The organism is Rahnella victoriana, assembly GCF_004330295.1.
Lineage (GTDB): Bacteria > Pseudomonadota > Gammaproteobacteria > Enterobacterales > Enterobacteriaceae > Rahnella > Rahnella victoriana.
The window spans coordinates 89,874-108,514 of sequence record NZ_SJOJ01000002.1 but is presented as its reverse complement, the minus strand read 5'-3'; the positions used below and the strand labels follow the sequence as shown (position 1 = coordinate 108,514).

Annotated in this window: 13 protein-coding genes; 3 read left to right on the top strand and 10 right to left on the bottom strand. The window is 55.1% G+C overall.

Annotated features, from left to right (window positions below; translation table 11 throughout):
* Together EYY67_RS02320 and EYY67_RS02315 are read right to left on the bottom strand one after the other, a co-directional pair.
* A complete protein-coding gene (locus tag EYY67_RS02320) occupies positions 1-1,281 on the bottom strand; it encodes an ABC transporter substrate-binding protein (protein ID WP_131692731.1) in 1,281 nt (426 codons plus the stop codon).
* Positions 1,282-1,340: 59 nt separating this feature from the next.
* Positions 1,341-2,444 (bottom strand): ABC transporter ATP-binding protein, encoded by a 1,104-nt coding sequence (locus EYY67_RS02315; protein WP_131692730.1) that lies wholly within the window; start codon positions 2,442-2,444, stop codon positions 1,341-1,343.
* A gap of 244 nt (positions 2,445-2,688) precedes the next feature.
* Here EYY67_RS02315 and hslJ point away from each other — a divergent pair, with 244 nt between their 5' ends.
* A complete protein-coding gene (hslJ, locus tag EYY67_RS02310) occupies positions 2,689-3,111 on the top strand; it encodes a heat shock protein HslJ (RefSeq protein WP_095921910.1) in 423 nt (140 codons plus the stop codon).
* Between the two features lie 43 nt (positions 3,112-3,154).
* Here hslJ and EYY67_RS02305 read toward each other — a convergent pair whose 3' ends face one another.
* Positions 3,155-3,439, bottom strand: coding sequence for a putative hemolysin (locus EYY67_RS02305; RefSeq protein ID WP_095921909.1), 285 nt, complete (start codon positions 3,437-3,439; stop codon positions 3,155-3,157).
* Between the two features lie 237 nt (positions 3,440-3,676).
* Between EYY67_RS02305 and EYY67_RS02300 the strand changes: the two genes are divergently transcribed.
* Positions 3,677-4,336, top strand: a complete 660-nt coding sequence (locus EYY67_RS02300) for an MgtC/SapB family protein (protein WP_095921908.1) — start codon at positions 3,677-3,679, stop codon at positions 4,334-4,336.
* A 242-nt stretch (positions 4,337-4,578) separates the two neighbouring features.
* Entirely contained in the window at positions 4,579-8,109 is a 3,531-nt protein-coding gene (nifJ, locus tag EYY67_RS02295; RefSeq protein ID WP_131692729.1) for a pyruvate:ferredoxin (flavodoxin) oxidoreductase, read from the top strand.
* 180 nt (positions 8,110-8,289) lie between these two features.
* Here nifJ and EYY67_RS02290 read toward each other — a convergent pair whose 3' ends face one another.
* From EYY67_RS02290 to EYY67_RS02260, 7 genes are all read right to left on the bottom strand, one after another.
* Positions 8,290-10,947 carry a glycoside hydrolase family 78 protein gene (locus EYY67_RS02290; RefSeq protein ID WP_131692728.1) on the bottom strand — a complete coding sequence of 886 codons (2,658 nt, stop codon included), beginning with the start codon at positions 10,945-10,947 and terminating at the stop codon, positions 8,290-8,292.
* Between the two features lie 47 nt (positions 10,948-10,994).
* Positions 10,995-12,293 (bottom strand): MFS transporter, encoded by a 1,299-nt coding sequence (locus EYY67_RS02285; protein WP_131692727.1) that lies wholly within the window; start codon positions 12,291-12,293, stop codon positions 10,995-10,997.
* A 105-nt stretch (positions 12,294-12,398) separates the two neighbouring features.
* Positions 12,399-13,268, bottom strand: a complete 870-nt coding sequence (locus EYY67_RS02280) for a helix-turn-helix domain-containing protein (RefSeq protein WP_095921904.1) — start codon at positions 13,266-13,268, stop codon at positions 12,399-12,401.
* Between the two features lie 255 nt (positions 13,269-13,523).
* Positions 13,524-14,234 carry a FadR/GntR family transcriptional regulator gene (locus EYY67_RS02275; protein ID WP_095921903.1) on the bottom strand — a complete coding sequence of 237 codons (711 nt, stop codon included), beginning with the start codon at positions 14,232-14,234 and terminating at the stop codon, positions 13,524-13,526.
* A gap of 94 nt (positions 14,235-14,328) precedes the next feature.
* Entirely contained in the window at positions 14,329-15,105 is a 777-nt protein-coding gene (locus EYY67_RS02270; RefSeq protein ID WP_095921902.1) for an SDR family NAD(P)-dependent oxidoreductase, read from the bottom strand.
* Between the two features lie 36 nt (positions 15,106-15,141).
* Complete coding sequence (locus tag EYY67_RS02265) at positions 15,142-17,280, bottom strand: heparinase II/III domain-containing protein (protein ID WP_131692726.1); 2,139 nt, start codon at positions 17,278-17,280, stop codon at positions 15,142-15,144.
* Positions 17,277-18,611, bottom strand: coding sequence for an alginate lyase family protein (locus EYY67_RS02260; RefSeq protein ID WP_131692725.1), 1,335 nt, complete (start codon positions 18,609-18,611; stop codon positions 17,277-17,279). The genes EYY67_RS02265 and EYY67_RS02260 overlap by 4 nt, the downstream gene beginning before the upstream one ends.
* Positions 18,612-18,641: the final 30 nt, after the last annotated feature.

Sequence of the window (18,641 nt, the reverse complement as noted above, 5' to 3'; positions counted from 1 at the left end):
TTACTGATAGGGTTTCAGCAGGCGGTCTGCCTGTTTCTGCGCCGAACTCAGCGCCTCGGCAGGCGTTTTCACCTGCGTGACGGCCGCTTCAATCGCGTGGTTCATCAGTTCCTGGATCTGCACGCTGTTGTAGGTCGAAAGTTCCGGCTGAGAATATTTCAGCTGTTCGCGGGCGACCAGCGCCTGCGGAACCTGCTTCACATATTCCTGCATCACCGGGGTTTCCCACGCGGCAGGCGATGTCGCGACATAACCGGTGGCAATGCTCCAGCGCGCCGCCTGTTCAGGTGCGGATACCCAGCGGATAAACTCCAGCGCCGCTTTCTGTTGCGCCGGGGTGGTGTTTTTAAACACGTATAAATTGCCGCCGCCGGTCGGACTGCCGCGCTGCGTTTTCTCCGGCAGCATCGCCACGCCAAACGGGAATTTGGCGTTGTCACGCACCGTCGTCAGGTTACCGGTAGTGGTGACCATCATGGCGGTTTTGCCGTCGATAAAGTCCTGCGGCGTGGTGCCCCAGGCAATGGTGCCTTTCGGTGATACCGCCTCTTTTTGCGCCAGATCCGTCAGCCATTGCAAAGCTTCCACGTTGGCTGGCGTGTCAAAGGTCACCGCCGTCCCTTTACCGTTATCCAGATGACTGCCGTTGGTGGCCGCAATCCCCTGGAAATTCCAGTAACCGTTCGGCGTGGACGGAATTTCAATCCCCCACTGCTTCACTTCGGATCCGTCACGCACCACTAACTTTTTGCCAAAATCCACCACCTGCTGCCAGCTGGCGGGCGGCGTGTCGCCGTTCAGCCCGGCCTTTTCAAACGCCTGTTTGTTCCAGTACAACACCACGGTCGAACGCTGGAAAGGGATGCCCCACACTTTGTCCTGAATGTGACGGATAAACGCCGGATAGAAGCCGTCGATCCACTGCTTACCCTCTGCGTCGTTCGCCAGATCGCTGACCGGCAGAATAGCGCCCGCGTCGATCAGGGAATAAGCCTCGATATCGCCGATCACCGCGATTTGCGGGGCGTTACCGCCACGAAATGCCGTCAGCGCCTTGGTCACCGTCGTGGCGTAATCCCCGGTGTAGACCGGCTGAATACGGATATCCGGATGCGTTTTCTGAAAATCTTCCACCAGCGTATCCACCGTGTGGCTGATTTTTCCGCCGACGGCAATCGGGTAATACATTTGTAATTTCACCGGATCCGCGGCGAAAGCGGAAGTACCGGTAAGCAGCAGAACAGCGCAGGCAAGACGTGAAAAACGGTGAATACGTGACATGGTTTTCCCTTCGGCAATGGAGGTGGTATGAGTCAGTAAAAGTGCAAAACAGCAAAAAACTACACGGCAACCCGTTGCTCTGATGGCAAACAAGTTTGCTCAGCCTGATAACAGCGTTTTCCGTCCGCTGTGTTGAAAAAATATTGCGCGCCCGTGCTCCATTGCAGGCCGACCGTCTGGCCTTCGGCAAAACGCTGCATCCCCGCCACTTTTACCGTCAGCGGTTCCCCATATCCCGGTAACACACAGGCCACCAGTGTATCGGCCCCCATGTATTCGTGGCTCAGCACCTGCGCGGTCAGGCTGGCGTGTGCGGCAGCCGTCAGTTGAATGTCTTCCGCGCGCAGGCCGAGGCTGAGGGCGTTGCCGTGGACATTTTCCACCACCGGCAGCGGCATGCCGGCCAGAAAGTGATGTTGGCCCTGTTGCGCCAGCGGCAGAATATTCATCGGCGGCGCGCCAATGAATTGCGCGGCGAAAATGCTGGTCGGGTTGTTATAAAGGTTGTCCGGCGTGTCGTGCTGTTCGATGCGTCCATCGTTAAGCAGAATAATTTTGTCCGCCATGCTCATCGCTTCGGTTTGATCATGGGTGACATACAGCAGGGTCAGACCGAGCTTTTTCTGAATCGCACGAATTTCGCGGCGCATACTCTGGCGCAGCTTGGCGTCCAGATTGGAAAGCGGTTCGTCCATCAGGCACAGTTTATTATTGGCGATCACCGCACGGCCCAGCGCCACGCGCTGTTGCTGCCCGCCGGAAAGCTGCGCTGGCAGGCGGTCGAGCAGCGGTTCCAGTTCCATCAGCCTGCTGACGTCCGCCAGCCGCGAGGCAAACTGGCGCTTGTCTTCGCCCCGCGCCCGCAAGCCGAAGAGCAGGTTTTCACGGACATTCATGTGCGGGAATAACGCGTACGACTGAAATACCATCGACAGTTTGCGTTCGCCTGGCGTCAGCGCCGTGACATCGGTGTGCTGAAAACGGAGGGTGCCCTGATCGGCCGTTTCCAGCCCGGCAATAGTGCGCAGCAACGTGGATTTGCCGCAGCCGGAAGGCCCCAGCAAGGCAATAAAATCGCCTTCCTGCACATCAAAACTGATGTCGTCGAGCGCCACTTTGTTGCCCCAGGATTTGCGGATGTGATGCAGTGATAGATAGCTCATGCCGCTGTATGTCTCTCTGACCTGTGATGGGCATAACCTAACGGCGTAAAATGACGCTTTTATGATGGGCAGATGACGGGATAAAGATCAGCGATATTTTAAGCGCCTCGCCCTGTGCAGCGGGAGGGCGTTAAGGGCTTAAAATTTCAATTCATTCACGCTATAATGCACCACTAAATATTGCATAAATCAGTTGAATGTATCGACAGGATGAGTGCTGAAGGAATATTTCTCAGGAGAGAAGATGAAGAAGTCACTGTTTGTTCTGGCCGCCGCTATCACGTTAAGCGCATGCAGCATGAATCAGAATACCGCCATTAAACAAAACGATTTACAGCATCACCGCTTCGAATTGCTGAGTGTGGATGGTCAGACCGTGCCAGCCGCACAGGGGCGCATTCCGGAGATTGAGTTCGGCGCCAACATGCACGTTTCCGGTAAGATGTGTAATAACTTCATGGGTCAGGGCGAGCTGCACAACAATGTGCTGACCGTGAAAGGTCTGGCCTCCACCATGATGATGTGCCCGGATGAGAATCTGAATAAATGGGATCACGTGATCAGCGACGTACTGAACAACGGCGCGGCGCTCAGCTTGCAGGATCGTAAGCTGACCCTGACGCAGGGCAAACATCAGCTGATCTATCGCCAGAAAGACCGGATGTAATCACGGGCTGACCCTGCAAAAACGCCAGAGATCATTCTGGCGTTTAGCCTGCGGTGCAGCGACCCTGCATCAGTGCGGCTTCAGAACACTGACGTCCGTTCGCCATCGAACACATGCCGACGCGGCTGCCATCAAGCTGTGGCGCCAGACGCAATTGCCCGCCCGCCATCGAACAGGCCGCATACGCCGGGCTGTCCATATTCACGGCACGCTGACCGACATTGACGCTGTTGCCTTTTTGCACAACCTCAGCCGGCTCATCGTGGCTGCTGCATGCGGCTAACACCAGTACACCTGCGGCCAGTAACACGCGAAACGCAGTGATCATCTGTCCTGCTCCTGAATATAACGGGGATTTTTTTCGAATCGCCATCATATCCGACGTTTTTCGCCCGCGTCGAGTCCTGCGGTGAAATAACATCAACTTTTTCCTAAAATAATCTCAAATTTAAACACTCAGACACATTTTATTTCGTCCGGTTATTTCTTTGACGAATAAAATTAACCGTTATTAACCTCTTTACCCTCTGTATGACCCGGAAAATATAATGATAAAGGAGCAGACATGCTGACAGATTTTTTACTCCGGATTGCCCTCGCCGGTGCCCTGGGTGGATTAATCGGCATTGAGCGTCAGTTACGCGCCAAAGAAGCCGGATTGCGCACCCATATTCTGGTGGGTATCGGCAGCGCCATGTTTATGATTGTGTCGAAATATGGCTTTGCCGATATTCTGCTGCAAACTCACGTCAGCTTCGACCCCAGCCGCGTGGCGGCACAGGTGGTCAGCGGCATGGGTTTCCTCGGTGCCGGGACGATCATTATTCAGAAACAAATTGTGAAAGGATTAACCACCGCCGCGGGTTTATGGGTGACGGCGGCGATTGGTCTGGTGATTGGCAGCGGGCTGTATCAGATCGGCATTTATGGCGCGTTCATGACCTTAATTGTGCTGGAAGTGTTCCGCCAGATAAGTAATCACTGGGTCGGGCATCATCATTTAATAGAAATCCGGCTGCTGCCGGAAAGCGTGCCGGGCGTGCTGATGGCCTTGCAGAAAATGCGTATCCGCCCCGGTCAGATCAAAATCAATCAGCGCGATGAAGAAGATGAAAGAAAATGCGAACTGGTTCTGGATGTGATCCTGCGGCCGAAACAGAGTGTGGATAAATTGTATGAGGCGCTGATGTCGGTGAAAGGAATAAAAAGAATCGATATTAATTAACCCGTTTTTCCCCTTCCCTTATCCGCTGTTTAGCCACCGGCAGAAATCGTTATTTCCCCGGTGGCTAATAATAATCCCAATCTGATCGTTTACAGAGTAACCACTTAAAATATCAGGCGAAATAGCCCTGCACACAATCAGGATAAATCGATTAATCCGCCCTCTGCTAAGCTTTTATCATTCTTGCCAGCAAAAACACTTTCCTGCTGGCCGCCATTGTGAGCAAAGCAAAAGGATATTCCATGATCACCACTGACGGTAATAACGCAGTCGCTTCCGTGGCTTATCGCACCAACGAAGTGATTGCCATCTACCCGATCACCCCCAGTTCAACCATGGCCGAAATTGCCGGTGCCTGGTCAGGCGAAGGGAAGAAAAATCTGTGGGGCGATGTCCCGACGGTAATGGAAATGCAGTCTGAAGCAGGCGCGATTTCCACCGTCCATGGCGCACTACAGACCGGTGCGTTATCGACGTCGTTTACCTCGTCGCAGGGTCTGCTGCTGATGATCCCGACGCTGTACAAACTGGCCGGTGAACTGACGCCGTTTGTATTGCATGTGGCGGCGCGTACCGTCGCGACGCACGCCTTGTCGATTTTTGGTGATCATTCTGATGTGATGGCCGTGCGCCAGACCGGTTGCGCCCTGCTCTCTGCCGCCAGCGTGCAGGAAGCGCAGGATTTCGCGCTGATCTCTCAGGTCGCCAGTCTGAACAGCCGCGTGCCGTTTATCCACTTTTTTGACGGCTTCCGTACCTCGCACGAAATCAACAAGATTGCGCCACTCAGCGATGACACGCTCCAGCAGATGTTGCCGCAGGCGCAGATTGACGCGCACCGCGCCCGTGCGCTGTCGCCGGACCATCCGGTGATCCGTGGCACGTCCGCCAACCCTGACACCTATTTCCAGTCGCGTGAGGCCACCAACCCGTATTACAACGCCACCTGCCAGCACGTCATTGACGCCATGGATGCCTTCGCCGCCCTCACCGGCCGCGAATATAAGCCGTTCGAATACGTCGGCGATCCGCAGGCAGAACGGGTGATTGTGCTGATGGGTTCCGGCATCGGCACCGCCGAAGAAGTGATCGACACCCTGAATGCGCGCGGCGAGAAAGTCGGCGTGCTGAAAGTGCGTTTATACCGGCCGTTCAGCGCCGCCCATCTGCTGTCGGTGCTGCCGCAAAGCGTGAAAAGCATCGCGGTGATGGATCGCACCAAAGAGCCGGGCGCGCTGGCCGAACCGTTGTATCTCGACGTGATGACCGCCCTGGCCGAAGCCTACAGCCGTGGCGAACGCGATACGCTGCCGAAAGTGACCGGTGGCCGTTACGGATTATCCTCGAAAGAATTCGGCCCGGACTGCGTGCTTTCGGTGTTCCGCGAGCTGTCGCTGAGCCAGCCGCGTCCGCGCTTTACTGTCGGCATTTATGACGACGTCACCGGTTTGTCATTGCCGGTGGTGGAAGAAGAATTGCCGCAGCACGCGTCGCTCGAAGCCCTGTTTTACGGGCTGGGCAGTGACGGTTCGGTGTCGGCCACCAAAAACAACATCAAGATCATCGGTAACAGCACGCCGATGTACGCGCAGGGTTATTTCGTTTACGACTCCAAAAAGGCCGGTGGCCTGACAGTGTCGCATCTGCGCGTCAGTGAAAAGCCGATCAAATCTGCGTATCTGGTGAGTCAGGCGCACTTTGTCGCCTGTCACCAGTGGCAGTTTATCGATTTATACCAGATGGCCGAACGCCTGCGTCACGGCGGGATTTTCCTGCTCAATACGCCGTTCAGCGCCGCTGAAGTCTGGGAGCGTTTGCCGCTGGAAGTGCAGGCAACCCTGCTTCAGCGCGAGGCACGCTTCTATGTCATTAATGCCGCCAAAATTGCCCGCGAATGTAAACTCGGTGCACGCATTAACACCGTTATGCAGATGGCGTTTTTCCATCTGACACAGATTCTGCCGGGCGATCAGGCACTGACAGAATTACAGGGCGCGATTGCCCGCAGCTACAGCAGTAAAGGCGAGGAACTGGTCACCCGCAACTGGATGGCGCTGGCCGCCACGCTGGAAGAACTGGTGGCGGTACCGCTGCAACCTGTCCCGGAAAATCCGCGTAAACGCCCGCCGATTGTTTCCGACGCGGCACCGGACTTCGTCAAAACCGTCACCGCCACCATGCTGGCGGGTCTTGGCGACGCACTGCCGGTTTCGGCCTTCCCGCCGGACGGCACCTGGCCGACCGGGACCACGCAGTGGGAAAAACGCAACATTGCCGAAGAAGTCCCCATCTGGAAACCGGATTTGTGCACCCAGTGCAACCACTGTGTTGCCGCCTGTCCGCACTCGGCGATCCGCGCCAAAGTGGTTCAGCCGGAATTTATGGAAAACGCCCCTTCCGCGCTGCAATCGCTGGATGTGAAGTCCCGCGACATGCGCGGTCAGAAATACGTGTTGCAGGTCGCGCCGGAAGACTGCACCGGCTGTAATTTGTGCGTGGAAGTGTGTCCGGCGAAAGATCGTCAGGATCCTTCCATCAAAGCCATCAACATGGCCGATCGTATCGAACATCTGGAAGAAGAACGCGCCAATTATGACTTCTTCCTCAAACTGCCGGAGATCGATAAAACCACGCTGGAACGCATTGATATCCGCACATCGCAGCTGATCACGCCGTTGTTCGAGTACTCCGGTGCCTGTTCCGGTTGCGGTGAAACGCCGTATATCAAGCTGCTGACGCAGTTGTATGGCGACCGTTTGCTGATCGCTAACGCCACCGGCTGTTCCTCTATTTATGGCGGCAACCTGCCTTCCACGCCGTACACCACCAACGCGGATGGCCGTGGTCCGGCCTGGGCAAACTCACTGTTTGAAGATAATGCCGAGTTCGGGCTGGGCTTCCGCCTGACAGTGGATCAGCATCGCCGCCGGGTATTACGTCTGGTCGCGTCGCTGGAAGAACATATTCCGGCTGACGTGCTGGGCGGTCTGCGTGATGACAGCGCCACGCCGGAAGTGAAACGCGAACATGTCACCGCGCTGCGCAAAATTCTGGCTGAGATCGACACGCCGGATGCCCGTCAGTTAGCCACGGATGCTGATTATCTGGTGGATAAATCCATCTGGCTGATTGGCGGCGACGGCTGGGCATACGACATCGGTTTCGGCGGGCTGGATCACGTGCTGAGTCTGACCGAAAACGTCAACGTGCTGGTGCTCGATACCCAGTGTTATTCCAACACCGGCGGGCAGCAGTCGAAAGCCACCCCGCTGGGTGCGGTGACCAAATTTGCCGAACAGGGTAAACGCAAATCGCGCAAAGATCTGGGTGTCAGCATGATGATGTACGGTCATGTGTATGTGGCACAGATTTCGCTCGGCGCGCAGTTCAATCAGACCGTCAAAGCCATTCAGGAAGCCGAAGCCTATCCGGGACCGTCGCTGATTATCGCCTACAGCCCGTGCGAGGAGCACGGCTACGATCTGGCGCTCAGCCACGACCAGATGAAACAGCTGACCACCACCGGTTTCTGGCCGCTATATCGCTTCGATCCACGTCGCACGGAAGAAGGCAAACCGGCACTGGCGCTGGATTCCAGACCGCCATCCAGCGGACTGACGGATACGCTCAACAATGAGCAACGCTTCAGAAGGCTGAATGCCCAACAGCCGGACGTGGCAGAAATGTTGTATGCCGCAGCGGAGAAAGAATTGCAGGCCAAATATGACTTTTTGGCCATGCTGGCGGGGAAGAAGACCGAACCGGAGTCTTGAGTCTTTAAACTGTGGGTTGAGATAAAAACGTGGTCGGCTCCCTCCCCTGCGAAGGGGAGGGTTGGGGTGGGGTATCATAGACAAATCAAAAAGTTAACCTGAGCTTTGACGGCCGTTTTGTCTGCTAAACCCCCTCCCGGCCTCCCCCTTCGCAGGGGGAGGAGCAAACAAGCTGCCTCACTAAACTAACCGGTATTCCACCCGATATTCCCCCGATCCCACCTCAGCCGTATACCCGTCAGCACAGCGCACAAAATCAATCCCGTCCGCTTCCTGCACAGATTGACCGTCCGTCAGGATCACGGTGGCGGAGGTATTCGCCGGAACCTTGACGTTAAGGAACACGGTCTGACCACTGACTTCCCAGCGCACGCCGATGCTGCCGTAGATTGACTGATAACGAGTATCGAGCCAGCTCAGGCCGCCGCCGGTCAGCGGATTGATGATGAAATGTTTGAATCCCGGCTGCGCCTCGTCGGCTTCAATCCCTGCAGCCACGCGGTAGAGCCATTCGCCCACCGCGCCATAGGCGTAATGGTTGAAGGAGTTCATGTCCGCGCTCCACATGCTGCCGTCCGGTTTGATGCCGTCCCAGTGTTCCCAGATGGTGGTGGCACCGGCTTTCACCTGATACAGCCATGACGGGAAATCGTCTTTCAGCAGTAAATTCCACGCTTCCTTCGTGCGTCCGTTCTGGCTCAGCGCATGGCAGAAATACGGCGTGCCGACGAAACCGGTGACCAGATGTCCGTCGTGCTCATTGAGCAATTCAACCAGCGTGTCGGTGGTGCGCTGGCGGAAATCTTCCGGCACCAGATTGAAATACAGCGCCAGAATGTGCGCGGTTTGGGTTCTTGCCGCCAGGCGACCGGATGGCGTGAAAAACTCCTGCTGAAAACGACGGACAATCGCCTGATGTAATGCCTCGTAATGCTGATGATCGTCCAGCCGGTTCAGTACTTTGGCCGCTTTAGCAAACAGCTGGGTGGAATAGGCGTAATACGCCGTACAGGTCAGGTCGTTAGGTGTGGCACCGAAATAACTGCCCTCTTTTGCATCCAGCGCCACCCAGTCACCAAACTGTAAGTTGTACTGCCAGATATGGTTGTCGGCGTGTGCGGTCATAAAATCGATCCACCCCTTCATACTGGCATACTGATTTTCCAGCACCCGGATGTCGCCGTACATCAGGTACATCGTCCACGGGTTGATCACCGCCGCATCAGCCCAGGCCGATGCCGAGTGGGTGCCGCCCTCGGCCAGCAAACGGTCTTTGGCGCAATATCCGGTGAGGATGTCGGGAATGACGTGTGGCACGCCGCCTTCTTCCGTCTGATCATAACGAAGATCGGTCAGCCATTTGGCGAAGAAATTTCGCGTCTGCATCAGATAGCTCGCCGTGCGGCAAAAAATCTGGGCATCGCCCGTCCAGCCCAGACGCTCATCGCGCTGCGGGCAGTCAGTCGGTACATCGACAAAATTGCCTTTCAGCCCCCACAAGATGTTGTGATGTAACTGGTTCAGATCCGGGTCGGAACAGGCGAAATGCCCGGTCTGTTGCATGGCGGAATGCAGCACAATGGCGGTGAAATTATTCCGGTCCAGCTCCGCCGGATATTTCTCGATTTTCACGTAACGGAAACCCTGCCAGGTAAAGTGCGGATGCCAGATTTCCTCGCCCTCGCCCCGGAGCACGTACTCCGTCCGCTGTTTCGCGGAACGCAGGTTATCCAGATAAACATTGCCCTCTGCGTCCAGCACTTCAAAGTGGCGCAACACCACTTTATCGCCTGCGTTTCCGCGCACCTTAAATTCTACCCAGCCACTTAAATTCTGGCCGAAGTCGAGGACCGTGTCGCCTTGCGGCGTGGTGATCAGCGCGACAGGTTTCAGTTTTTCTATTTGTCTGACAGTGTTGCTGCCCTGCGCGACCAGCGTGGATTTATCGTGCGCCACCACGCTGACCGGCCGCCATGATGCCGCTGAACCCTGCCTGTCGCACCAGCCGGGAATTTCCCTGCGGGCATCATAAATTTCGCCGTCATAGATTTCAGAAAACAGAATGGCAGAATCGTGGCCTTTCCAGCTTTCATCGCTGACCACAGTGTCCTGCGAACCGTCTTTATAATTAATCACCAGCCGTGAAATAAGCGCCGCCCGTTCACCGTAATAATTTCTGTGGCGGGTAAAGCCCATATCCCCTTTATACCAGCCAGCGCCGGTTATCGCGCCGATGACATTCTCGCCGTTTTGCAGATGACCGGTCAGATCATAAGTCTGATAACGTAAATGGTGGTGATAACTTGTCCAGCCGGGAGTCAGGGCATCTTCGCCGACCTGATGGCCGTTGAGATGTAATTCATAAAGCCCCAGCGCGCTGACGTGAATAAACGCGGACTGAATATCCTCCGCGCGGTTCAGGACAAAAGATTTCCGCAATAACATGGCAGCGGAGCGATCTTTATCTTCCGGCGATTCCGCCGTAATAAATTCCGCGTTCCATTCATGGGAATACAGCACGCCGGAAATCATGTGTGCAGGCGGACTCCACGGACTGACCTCGCCGTAATTATCCCGCACCTGAACCCGGATAAAATAACGCTGAGAAGACGTCAGCATTAATTCGGTCAGCTCGAGGTTATTTGAACGGGAGGTTTCCTGCCATTCGCCATGATGAATAATGGGGTCAAAATGGTGGTCGTAGCTTATCTGGATACGATACGCCGTTTGCTGAACATTTCTGTTATCGCTTTCTATTTCCCAACCCAGAACAGGAAGTTCCTGCACACCCGACAAAGCGGATTCCTGATCCAGTGTAACTCTGATGACTGCGAGCATAATGCATGACTCCTCGTGTAATTAACGTTGCGCGATAAAAGGGATAACTACATTTGTTTTGCCGCTGATGCCGGATATTCAGACGATTGCTCACGAATAAGCACCCCGCCTTCATCGGCAAATTCATTACGGTGTTTGCCGTGGAAACATATCCAGCCAATGAATAACCCTGACGCCACGGTGGCGGACAAAATGGAATACAACACCAGCGGACCGGCATCAAGTAATAACGGGGTAACAAAGGCCAGCACGCCGCATAATAAACGGGAAATCGCGACGATAATGCCTTGCGCCGTGGAACGCAGCATGGTCGGGAAAGATTCCTGCGACCACACTTTCATGATCCCCTCGAAAGCCAGTCCGCTGCCGAGTGCGGTGAAGAATAAACAACAGAACCAGGAAGCCGGCGAGAAATTAAATAACACCGGCAGGAAGAATCCGCCCGCGAAACAACAGGCACCAAAAATAAAGGCGGGAATACGTTTCGGCGTATCGACGAAGCGCATAAATAAGATCCCCGCCAATACCCCGACCGGCATGGTCAGCAGGTTCCACAGGGAATTTTGCGCGACGCTGATCCCCACGACGTTAACCGCAATATAAGTACCAAACTGCCCGCCGGTATTGGCGGCAAGGTTGGTGAAGGCGTAAAACAGGCACAGGGCAACAAACGGCCACAGGTATTTTCCATGCAGGAGATCTTTAAACCGCGCGTTCTGCGCACGGATGGTCACGATCCCGGCGCGGCGTTCATTGCGGGCAACCAGCCATAATGGCGACTCCGGGATCGTGCAGCGCAGCAACAGTAAAATCGCGGCCGCGGCGCAGACATGCAAATACATAATCTGCGCACCGGATCGTCCCCAGCCGCCGACCAGCGCGGAAATCGCCATCGTGGTGCCAATACCCAGAAACCACAGCAGATTCGACAGGCCGATAATTTTCCCGCGATTTTTGTCCGTGGCAGCTTCAGCAATGGTCGCCAGAGAGACCGGTAAATCCGCGCCGGTAGCCAGCCCGACCAACAGCGTGCCGATAAACAGCACCGGGAACGTATTGCCGAAGGCCAGCAGCAAGGTACCCAATATGATCATCACCATGGTGACAATAAACACTTTGCGTCTGCCGTAACAGTCGCCAAGTCTGCCGCCGAGAAATGCGCCCAGCGCAATACTCAGGGTTAATATGCCGGAGAGTATACCGATTTGTACGGCCGTGGTGCCGATCGTTTTCTGATAAATAACCAGCGCGGTCCCGTTGGAAACAATGGCGGCAGAATCAATATATGACGCCATGCCGGAAACCACCCCGACATACCAGGGATTAAGTTTTTTAGCGGTTGACATAATAATGTCCTTCAGAGGTAACGGTGAATAATAAAGGGCGTGAGTGTTCCTTTCTCTTTACTGTTATTATGGTTTTATGTAATTAATTTATATTATTAACGCGAATTACTGATGAACGGTTTCAATCACACTGTTACTGACCCGCATACGCTCCTGAGTAGGTGTGCGGTTAAATTGTTTTTTATAAGCTTCCGTCAGTCGGGATGTGGTAGAAAATCCGCACAGTCTGGCGATCTTTCCTATCGTTAAATCGGATGTGCGTAATAACTCCTGTGTTTTAAGTAAACGGTAACGTTGCTGGAATTTCTCCGGGGTAAACCCGGTGATCTCTTTTATAAAGCGGAACATGGTTCGCTTTGCCACGCCGCTTTCTTCACATAAATAGTCCCAGTTAATATTGCATGTATAATTCTCCCGTAAGTAATTTAACAGATGACGCTTGCCTGAGTCCGCATGGCTGGTACGGCATTCCCTGCGGCGGGCACATTGAAACATCATCACGATCATAGACAATAAATAGGATTCCACCGTGGCAAAGTAAGAATCATCATAAACAGCATCACACAGGGTATTCATTTTTTCCGTCAGCTCGGTAATTTTGTCTAATTCTTCATTCGTCAGTCCTGCACGCCGTTTTTTCAGTGGCGAGGTATGCTGGTGGATCCCCGCAGTCAGCTGGCTGATATGATGAATAAAATGAAATGGCCGTGCTTTATGTAGCAGAATATTGGTAATTGACAACTTATTCGTGGATTCATAACAGTGAACGTCATTGGCACTGACAATGAAGAAATCACCTTTATGAATAAATTCCACCTGATCATTAATGATATGAAATCCGCTGCCATGACGGACAATAACCAGTTCATCAAATTCGTGCCGGTGAACATCTTCCAGCGACTGACGGTTCATATCGAATAAACTGAAAGCATGGCGCTCCGAAAGAAAGAAATCACTGACCTTGAGTATTTTCATGTATTCACCGCGTTAATGACTAAAATAAAATCCCTTTGATCACTGTGCGTAATAAAAATACCATTTCCTGATGAAATGATTAGACCGTAATAATTATGACAAGTCTATACGACGAACTGGCACTGTGGCGTAACCGGCCGTGATATTTGTTTCATTTTTGTATCTGAAATCTCATTTCAGCCACAGGACAAAAAAATGCGCAGAATAATCTGCGCATTTTATTGACGTCGGAAAACGTCTGCTATTTCGTCAAGGTTACGGCTTGTGCAAACGATGCTTGTGCCCTTTCATCAGGCTCAGCGAGGCTGAAAATGCTGCGCCTTCATCACCGGCCATGATCGCTTCATAAATCCGTTTGTGTTCATTGAGACACATGCCGCCTTCCTTGGAGGAGTATTCAAAGAACCATTTGAAAATCGTGGTCAGCACGTTACCAAAAGGCACATAAAAACAGTTGCCGGAGGAGATGAAAATCATGCGGTGAAACTGGGTATCGATATCCACCCACTGCGCCGCATCGAAATTTTCCGCGACATGACACATCTGGCGATAGATACGTGAAAGTTCGATACGCTGCTCTTTGCTGGCGTTCACTGCGGCCAGCGCGGTGGCGTGGGGTTCGATGGCTTTGCGGAACTCCAGAAACTGGTGATAAATTTCTTCCGTCGCTTCCATTCCCTGCATCCATTCCAGTAACTGCGGATCCAGCATGTTCCACTGCGGACGCTCTTTCACGCGGGTGCCGATTTTCGGACGCGATTCCAGCAACCCTTTGGAGGTCAGCAACTTCAGGGCTTCCCGCAACGCGGTGCGGCTGACGCCAAACTGTTCGCCGAGTTCGATTTCATTGGGCAGGATCGCGCCGCACGCCAGCTCGCCGGAGAGAATTTTACGGGCGATATCACGGGCGATATGGGTGTTCAGGCCACGGGTCATGCCTGCGGCGGTTTCAAACTGCATGCTCATTCGCTTCCCTTTTTCCTGTGCAGAGTGCCGACATCATAGTTCAGGCGACGGTGCGCTGCATGCCCCCGCCGCCATGAATCTCCCGAACTGTGCGCTATGGCGCCATCTGCCCGCCATTGACGTCAAGGATCTGACCGGTGATATAGCCGCTGCACGCATGGGAGGCAAAAAACAGGTAAGACGGTGCCAGCTCTTCCGATGTGCCAAAACGTCCCATGGCGATGGTGCCGGAGATTTTTTCGCGCACTTCGGCCGTTTTATCCGCATGGAAAACCGTGTCGATGGTCCCCGGCGCAATCACGTTGAAGCGGATATTGTCTTTGGTGAATTCTTTCACCCAGTTGCGGTGCACATTATGCAGCCAGGCTTTAGAGGCCGCATACAGGCTGGCACCGGGGCCGCCGCCTTCACGACCGGCAATCGAACCGGTGCTGATCACCGAGGTGGTTTTACCGCTCTGCTTCGCGGCGTGGCGCAGATGCGGGATGGCAAATTTGGTGACCATCAGCGCCGAACGGGCGTTAAGATCCATCACATGATCATAAAAATCGTCATCGATGTTTTCCAGCCCCTGACGTCCGCCCAGACCGCCCGCGTTATTGATCAGCACGTCAATGCCGCCGAAGCGTTCGACGAAATTCGCCACCAGCGCCTCGCATTCTGCGGACTGGGTGACATCCGCGCCAAAATACGCCACTTCACCGCCATGTTGGGCGATCTCTGCCGCCAGTTTATCGAGGCTGGCATCGTGGCGATGGCCGTTGATGCCGACTTTGGCCCCTGCGGCGGCGAATGCCTGTGCCGCTGCCAGACCAATGCCTTTGGTGGAACCGGTGATCAGAACACGCTGGCCTTTCAAATCGTTAAACATGGTAACTCCTTTATTCTTCAAATTTATTCTTCAGGTTTATTCTTCAGGGATACTCAGAGGTGAGACGGATTGCCACGCCACGCGGAAAGCGTCTTCCGCTGCCGGTGCGTCGCCGTTATTGATACGAATATTCAGGATGCGGTTGCCGGTGAGAAATACCTTCAGTTCTGTGCGGACGTCGTCGTGACCCGTCACGCTAACGCGTTCCACCTGCCCGCGCGCACTGAGCGAGGTTTCGGTGGCTTCATCGAAATAGCCGTGGGTTTCGAACACGCTGGCGAAAATGGCGTTGGTGCCGTCCGTGCGTAACAGCAATGCCGGTTCGCTGCGCAGGTTGAAATGCGGATCGCCGGCACCGGTGCGGGCGACAATCAGTTCACCGCCCTCAGGAAACGCGCTGGTCAGCGTCCGGTAACGGTCGCCGTCAAGCCAGCTGAATAAGGCTGACGCTCCCGCCGCAATCTTCGCACGGGCGCAATCCCACAGATGCTGATAACCCTGCTGTTCACCCAGCGGTTTCAGCTCGCGGGCGGCATCCGGCGTAGGGTCGCAACGGACAAACTGGCCGAGATGATGCAGGCAATAATCGTAACGGTGCGGTTGATGACTGGTGAGGCGGAAAACATCGACCATCAGCGGCGACGGTAATTCCGGCAAATTCAGCATCAGCACCGTTCGCTGCTGATTCACGCCGGGATAATAGTCCCGCAGGCGCGCGCTCATGCCCTGTCCCGCCGGATGATCAGTCACGAAGAAGTGCGACTCGCCCCAGCGGGTTTCCGCTTGCAGGCTGTTTCCGCCATGCTGACTCTGCCCGTCCACCACCACCGTGTTATGCGCGACGGTCTGTTTGCAGTAGGTGTTATTTTCCGGGATGTAGCGCCCGCCGAATTTAGGTTCGACATTGACCCAGCGGCCAAAACCGTAATCGCGCAGATATTCACGCCCGTGACTGAACAGGCTGAGGTGCAGACCGTCGAAGTGCCCGTGATTGAGGGCGGAATGCAGACGCGGAATGCTGCCATGCTGGCCGTACCACATCAGCGCCATGCTCTGATCGTGCGTACCATGACGCAGAATACCGATGCCCCCTTGTGTGCCTTCGGGGCCGTCGCGCAGCGCAACACTGCCCCAGTCAGCGGAGGTTGGCGGGGCATTTTTCAGCGCTGCAGAAAGTGGCAGCGCAGCCGCACTGACCCATACGCTTTGCTGCTGTTGAGCGACAGCGACCCATACCGGGTTCTGTGAATAGCGCGCATAGCAGACGCTGGCGGCAATGACTGCGCCGTCATCGCGGATATTAATGGTTTTTGAGGAGTCGTTCAGCGCAGGCCAGACGCCATCCGGGAAAGCCGTCTGCATCAGGGCTTCGCAGGTTTTGCGGATAATCTGATCGCGGAACTGATAAATCTGTAATTCCGGCTGTCGCCGTTCAATGGCTTCCGCCAGCAACAACAACGGACGCAGGGCGAAACGGTGATAATACGGCCCTTCGATGTAATATCCGTCCGGTGAAAACAGCTGACTGAGCTGGGCAAAGAAGCCGCCGCTTTCCCGGTCGCCCTTCAGGCCATACAGGGCTTTTTCCACCAGCGGGGCATCGCCCAGAACGTAACCACTGATCGCCGCCGCCGCTACCGACCAGATCCCGTGGTTATGCACGATATCAAAATCAGCGGTATGGCGGTTCAGCGCATCGTCCGCCATCACGCGGAACAGGCGGGTTTCAATGGTTTCACGCTGCGCGGCGTCCAGCGAAGCCATCACGCAGTGATACCCTTCGACGGCATACAGCCAGAACATATTTTCATTCAGCGTCTGGTGGAACAGTCTGCCGGGCGCATTGCTGTCTTTGCTGGTCGCGCTGCCGAGCGACGGATACATTTCCGCATACCCGTTGAGCAGCGCCAGCGCCCGCTCGCGGTAACGCGGTTCGCCGGTGATCAGGAATAAGCGTCCGGCAAGATTGAGGGTCAGATAATTTTGTTTATGCTGCGTATGCTCAGGACCGCCCGCTTCGCCGTGACCGGGGATCGCCACCGGCTGTTTCAGCGTGTTTTCCAGCGTGGCGATTTGCGCCCGCAGCGCGTCACCCAGAACCGAGTCCGTTTCACAGGCGGCGCGTAATTTTTTCGCTTCATCGATACTGATCAGCAGCGGTTGCCAGTGATTCATTTTTTCTCCTCCTGCGTCGCCGGGGCGACATACCCTGCCGCGAAGGACGGCAGCGACAGCAGCCAGGTTTCGCGTCCGGCTTCCATCACCGCACCGCGTGTGACGTCTTGATGATAGCCGCCGGAAGCGGACTGACCGGCAGGCGGTAAGGTAAAAGTCGCGCGGCGGATCTGTTGTTCGTAACGTTTTTCGCCGGTGGCGTTATCCGCCCACGACAGTAACGGCACCGGACGCACGCGGATCTGATCAAGCGATTTGTACGGCCACGCCACGCCGGGATCGGTAAAGCGGGCCATAAAATCCAGCGAGGTCAGCACGCTGCCGCCCTGAGGCGTGCGGTAATGCCAGAGATCGATGCCGTTTTTCTGCGCCAGCACCGCCATCATGCTGATGGCCTGTAAGTTGAAATAGCTGTAATGAAATGAGCGGGTGCGCGCCAGTTCGGCAGGTTGGGTGCCGTCGGGTTTCAACTGCACGTCGAGCTTACTTTTCATCAACGTCGCCATTTCACCGATCAGCGGTTTATCACCGAGATACCACGCAATGCCGGACACCTGTGTCACGTACCAGTTACCGTGGTTGTTCTCCGTGCGCCCTTCTTTTTTGGCAATTTTGCTGCCCTGCAACCAGTGCAGATAATCCTGCATCCACGCCCGCATCTGCTGTTCATCGTTATCCGTCCAGGCCGGATTGCCCTGCAACAACACGACAGAATCCACAATCCGGGTGGAAAAATAGCGACCATCCAGCACGCCCGCGTTACGCCCCGGCGAAATCCCCGGCACGCCCTGAGCAAAATTCAGGTTCGGGTTCATGCGTGTTTCCGGCGTGATAAACCAGGCACGCAGCAGGCTGGCGGCTTTATCGGCATATTTCTGCTCACCGGAGAAATACCAGGCCAGCGTCAGGTTCTGCACCCGCGCGGTAAAATCCGCCAGCCTTACGCCGTCACTCTGATCGTTTTTGCTGGCCGGATTCACCTGCCCGTCTTTGCGGATCCACGGCAGCCCGTCGGGTTTGCTGTCATCCGGCCACCAGTAGGCGCTCAGGCTGAGGTAATCATGTTTTGACCCGCCCGGCGGCGTCATGCCTTTGTCGGTCACGCTCAGTGCGGGTTTCTTCAGGGCGGAATCCGCAGCAGCCAAAAGTTGCTGATACGCCAGTGCCGTTTGTGGCGCGGCCGTGTGTTGGTGAAGTTGCTGGCGAACCACGACCATTTGCGCCGGGTTCAGAAATGCCGGTTCCGCCGCCTGTGCGCCCGCCATCAGCCCCAGCATCAGGGCGATACCCGCCGTGATTCCCTTCTGCTTACCGCACCGCATTAACGTCATGTTTTCTCCCGGCCTCGCGGCGTTCATCTG

Coding starts and splice junctions, on each gene's coding strand:
- EYY67_RS02320 (WP_131692731.1), bottom strand. CDS start 1,281: ATGTCACGTATTCACCGTTTTTCACGTCTTGCCTGCGCTGTTCTGCTG.
- EYY67_RS02315 (WP_131692730.1), bottom strand. CDS start 2,444: ATGAGCTATCTATCACTGCATCACATCCGCAAATCCTGGGGCAACAAA.
- hslJ (WP_095921910.1), top strand. CDS start 2,689: ATGAAGAAGTCACTGTTTGTTCTGGCCGCCGCTATCACGTTAAGCGCA.
- EYY67_RS02305 (WP_095921909.1), bottom strand. CDS start 3,439: ATGATCACTGCGTTTCGCGTGTTACTGGCCGCAGGTGTACTGGTGTTA.
- EYY67_RS02300 (WP_095921908.1), top strand. CDS start 3,677: ATGCTGACAGATTTTTTACTCCGGATTGCCCTCGCCGGTGCCCTGGGT.
- nifJ (WP_131692729.1), top strand. CDS start 4,579: ATGATCACCACTGACGGTAATAACGCAGTCGCTTCCGTGGCTTATCGC.
- EYY67_RS02290 (WP_131692728.1), bottom strand. CDS start 10,947: ATGCTCGCAGTCATCAGAGTTACACTGGATCAGGAATCCGCTTTGTCG.
- EYY67_RS02285 (WP_131692727.1), bottom strand. CDS start 12,293: ATGTCAACCGCTAAAAAACTTAATCCCTGGTATGTCGGGGTGGTTTCC.
- EYY67_RS02280 (WP_095921904.1), bottom strand. CDS start 13,268: ATGAAAATACTCAAGGTCAGTGATTTCTTTCTTTCGGAGCGCCATGCT.
- EYY67_RS02275 (WP_095921903.1), bottom strand. CDS start 14,234: ATGAGCATGCAGTTTGAAACCGCCGCAGGCATGACCCGTGGCCTGAAC.
- EYY67_RS02270 (WP_095921902.1), bottom strand. CDS start 15,105: ATGTTTAACGATTTGAAAGGCCAGCGTGTTCTGATCACCGGTTCCACC.
- EYY67_RS02265 (WP_131692726.1), bottom strand. CDS start 17,280: ATGAATCACTGGCAACCGCTGCTGATCAGTATCGATGAAGCGAAAAAA.
- EYY67_RS02260 (WP_131692725.1), bottom strand. CDS start 18,611: ATGACGTTAATGCGGTGCGGTAAGCAGAAGGGAATCACGGCGGGTATC.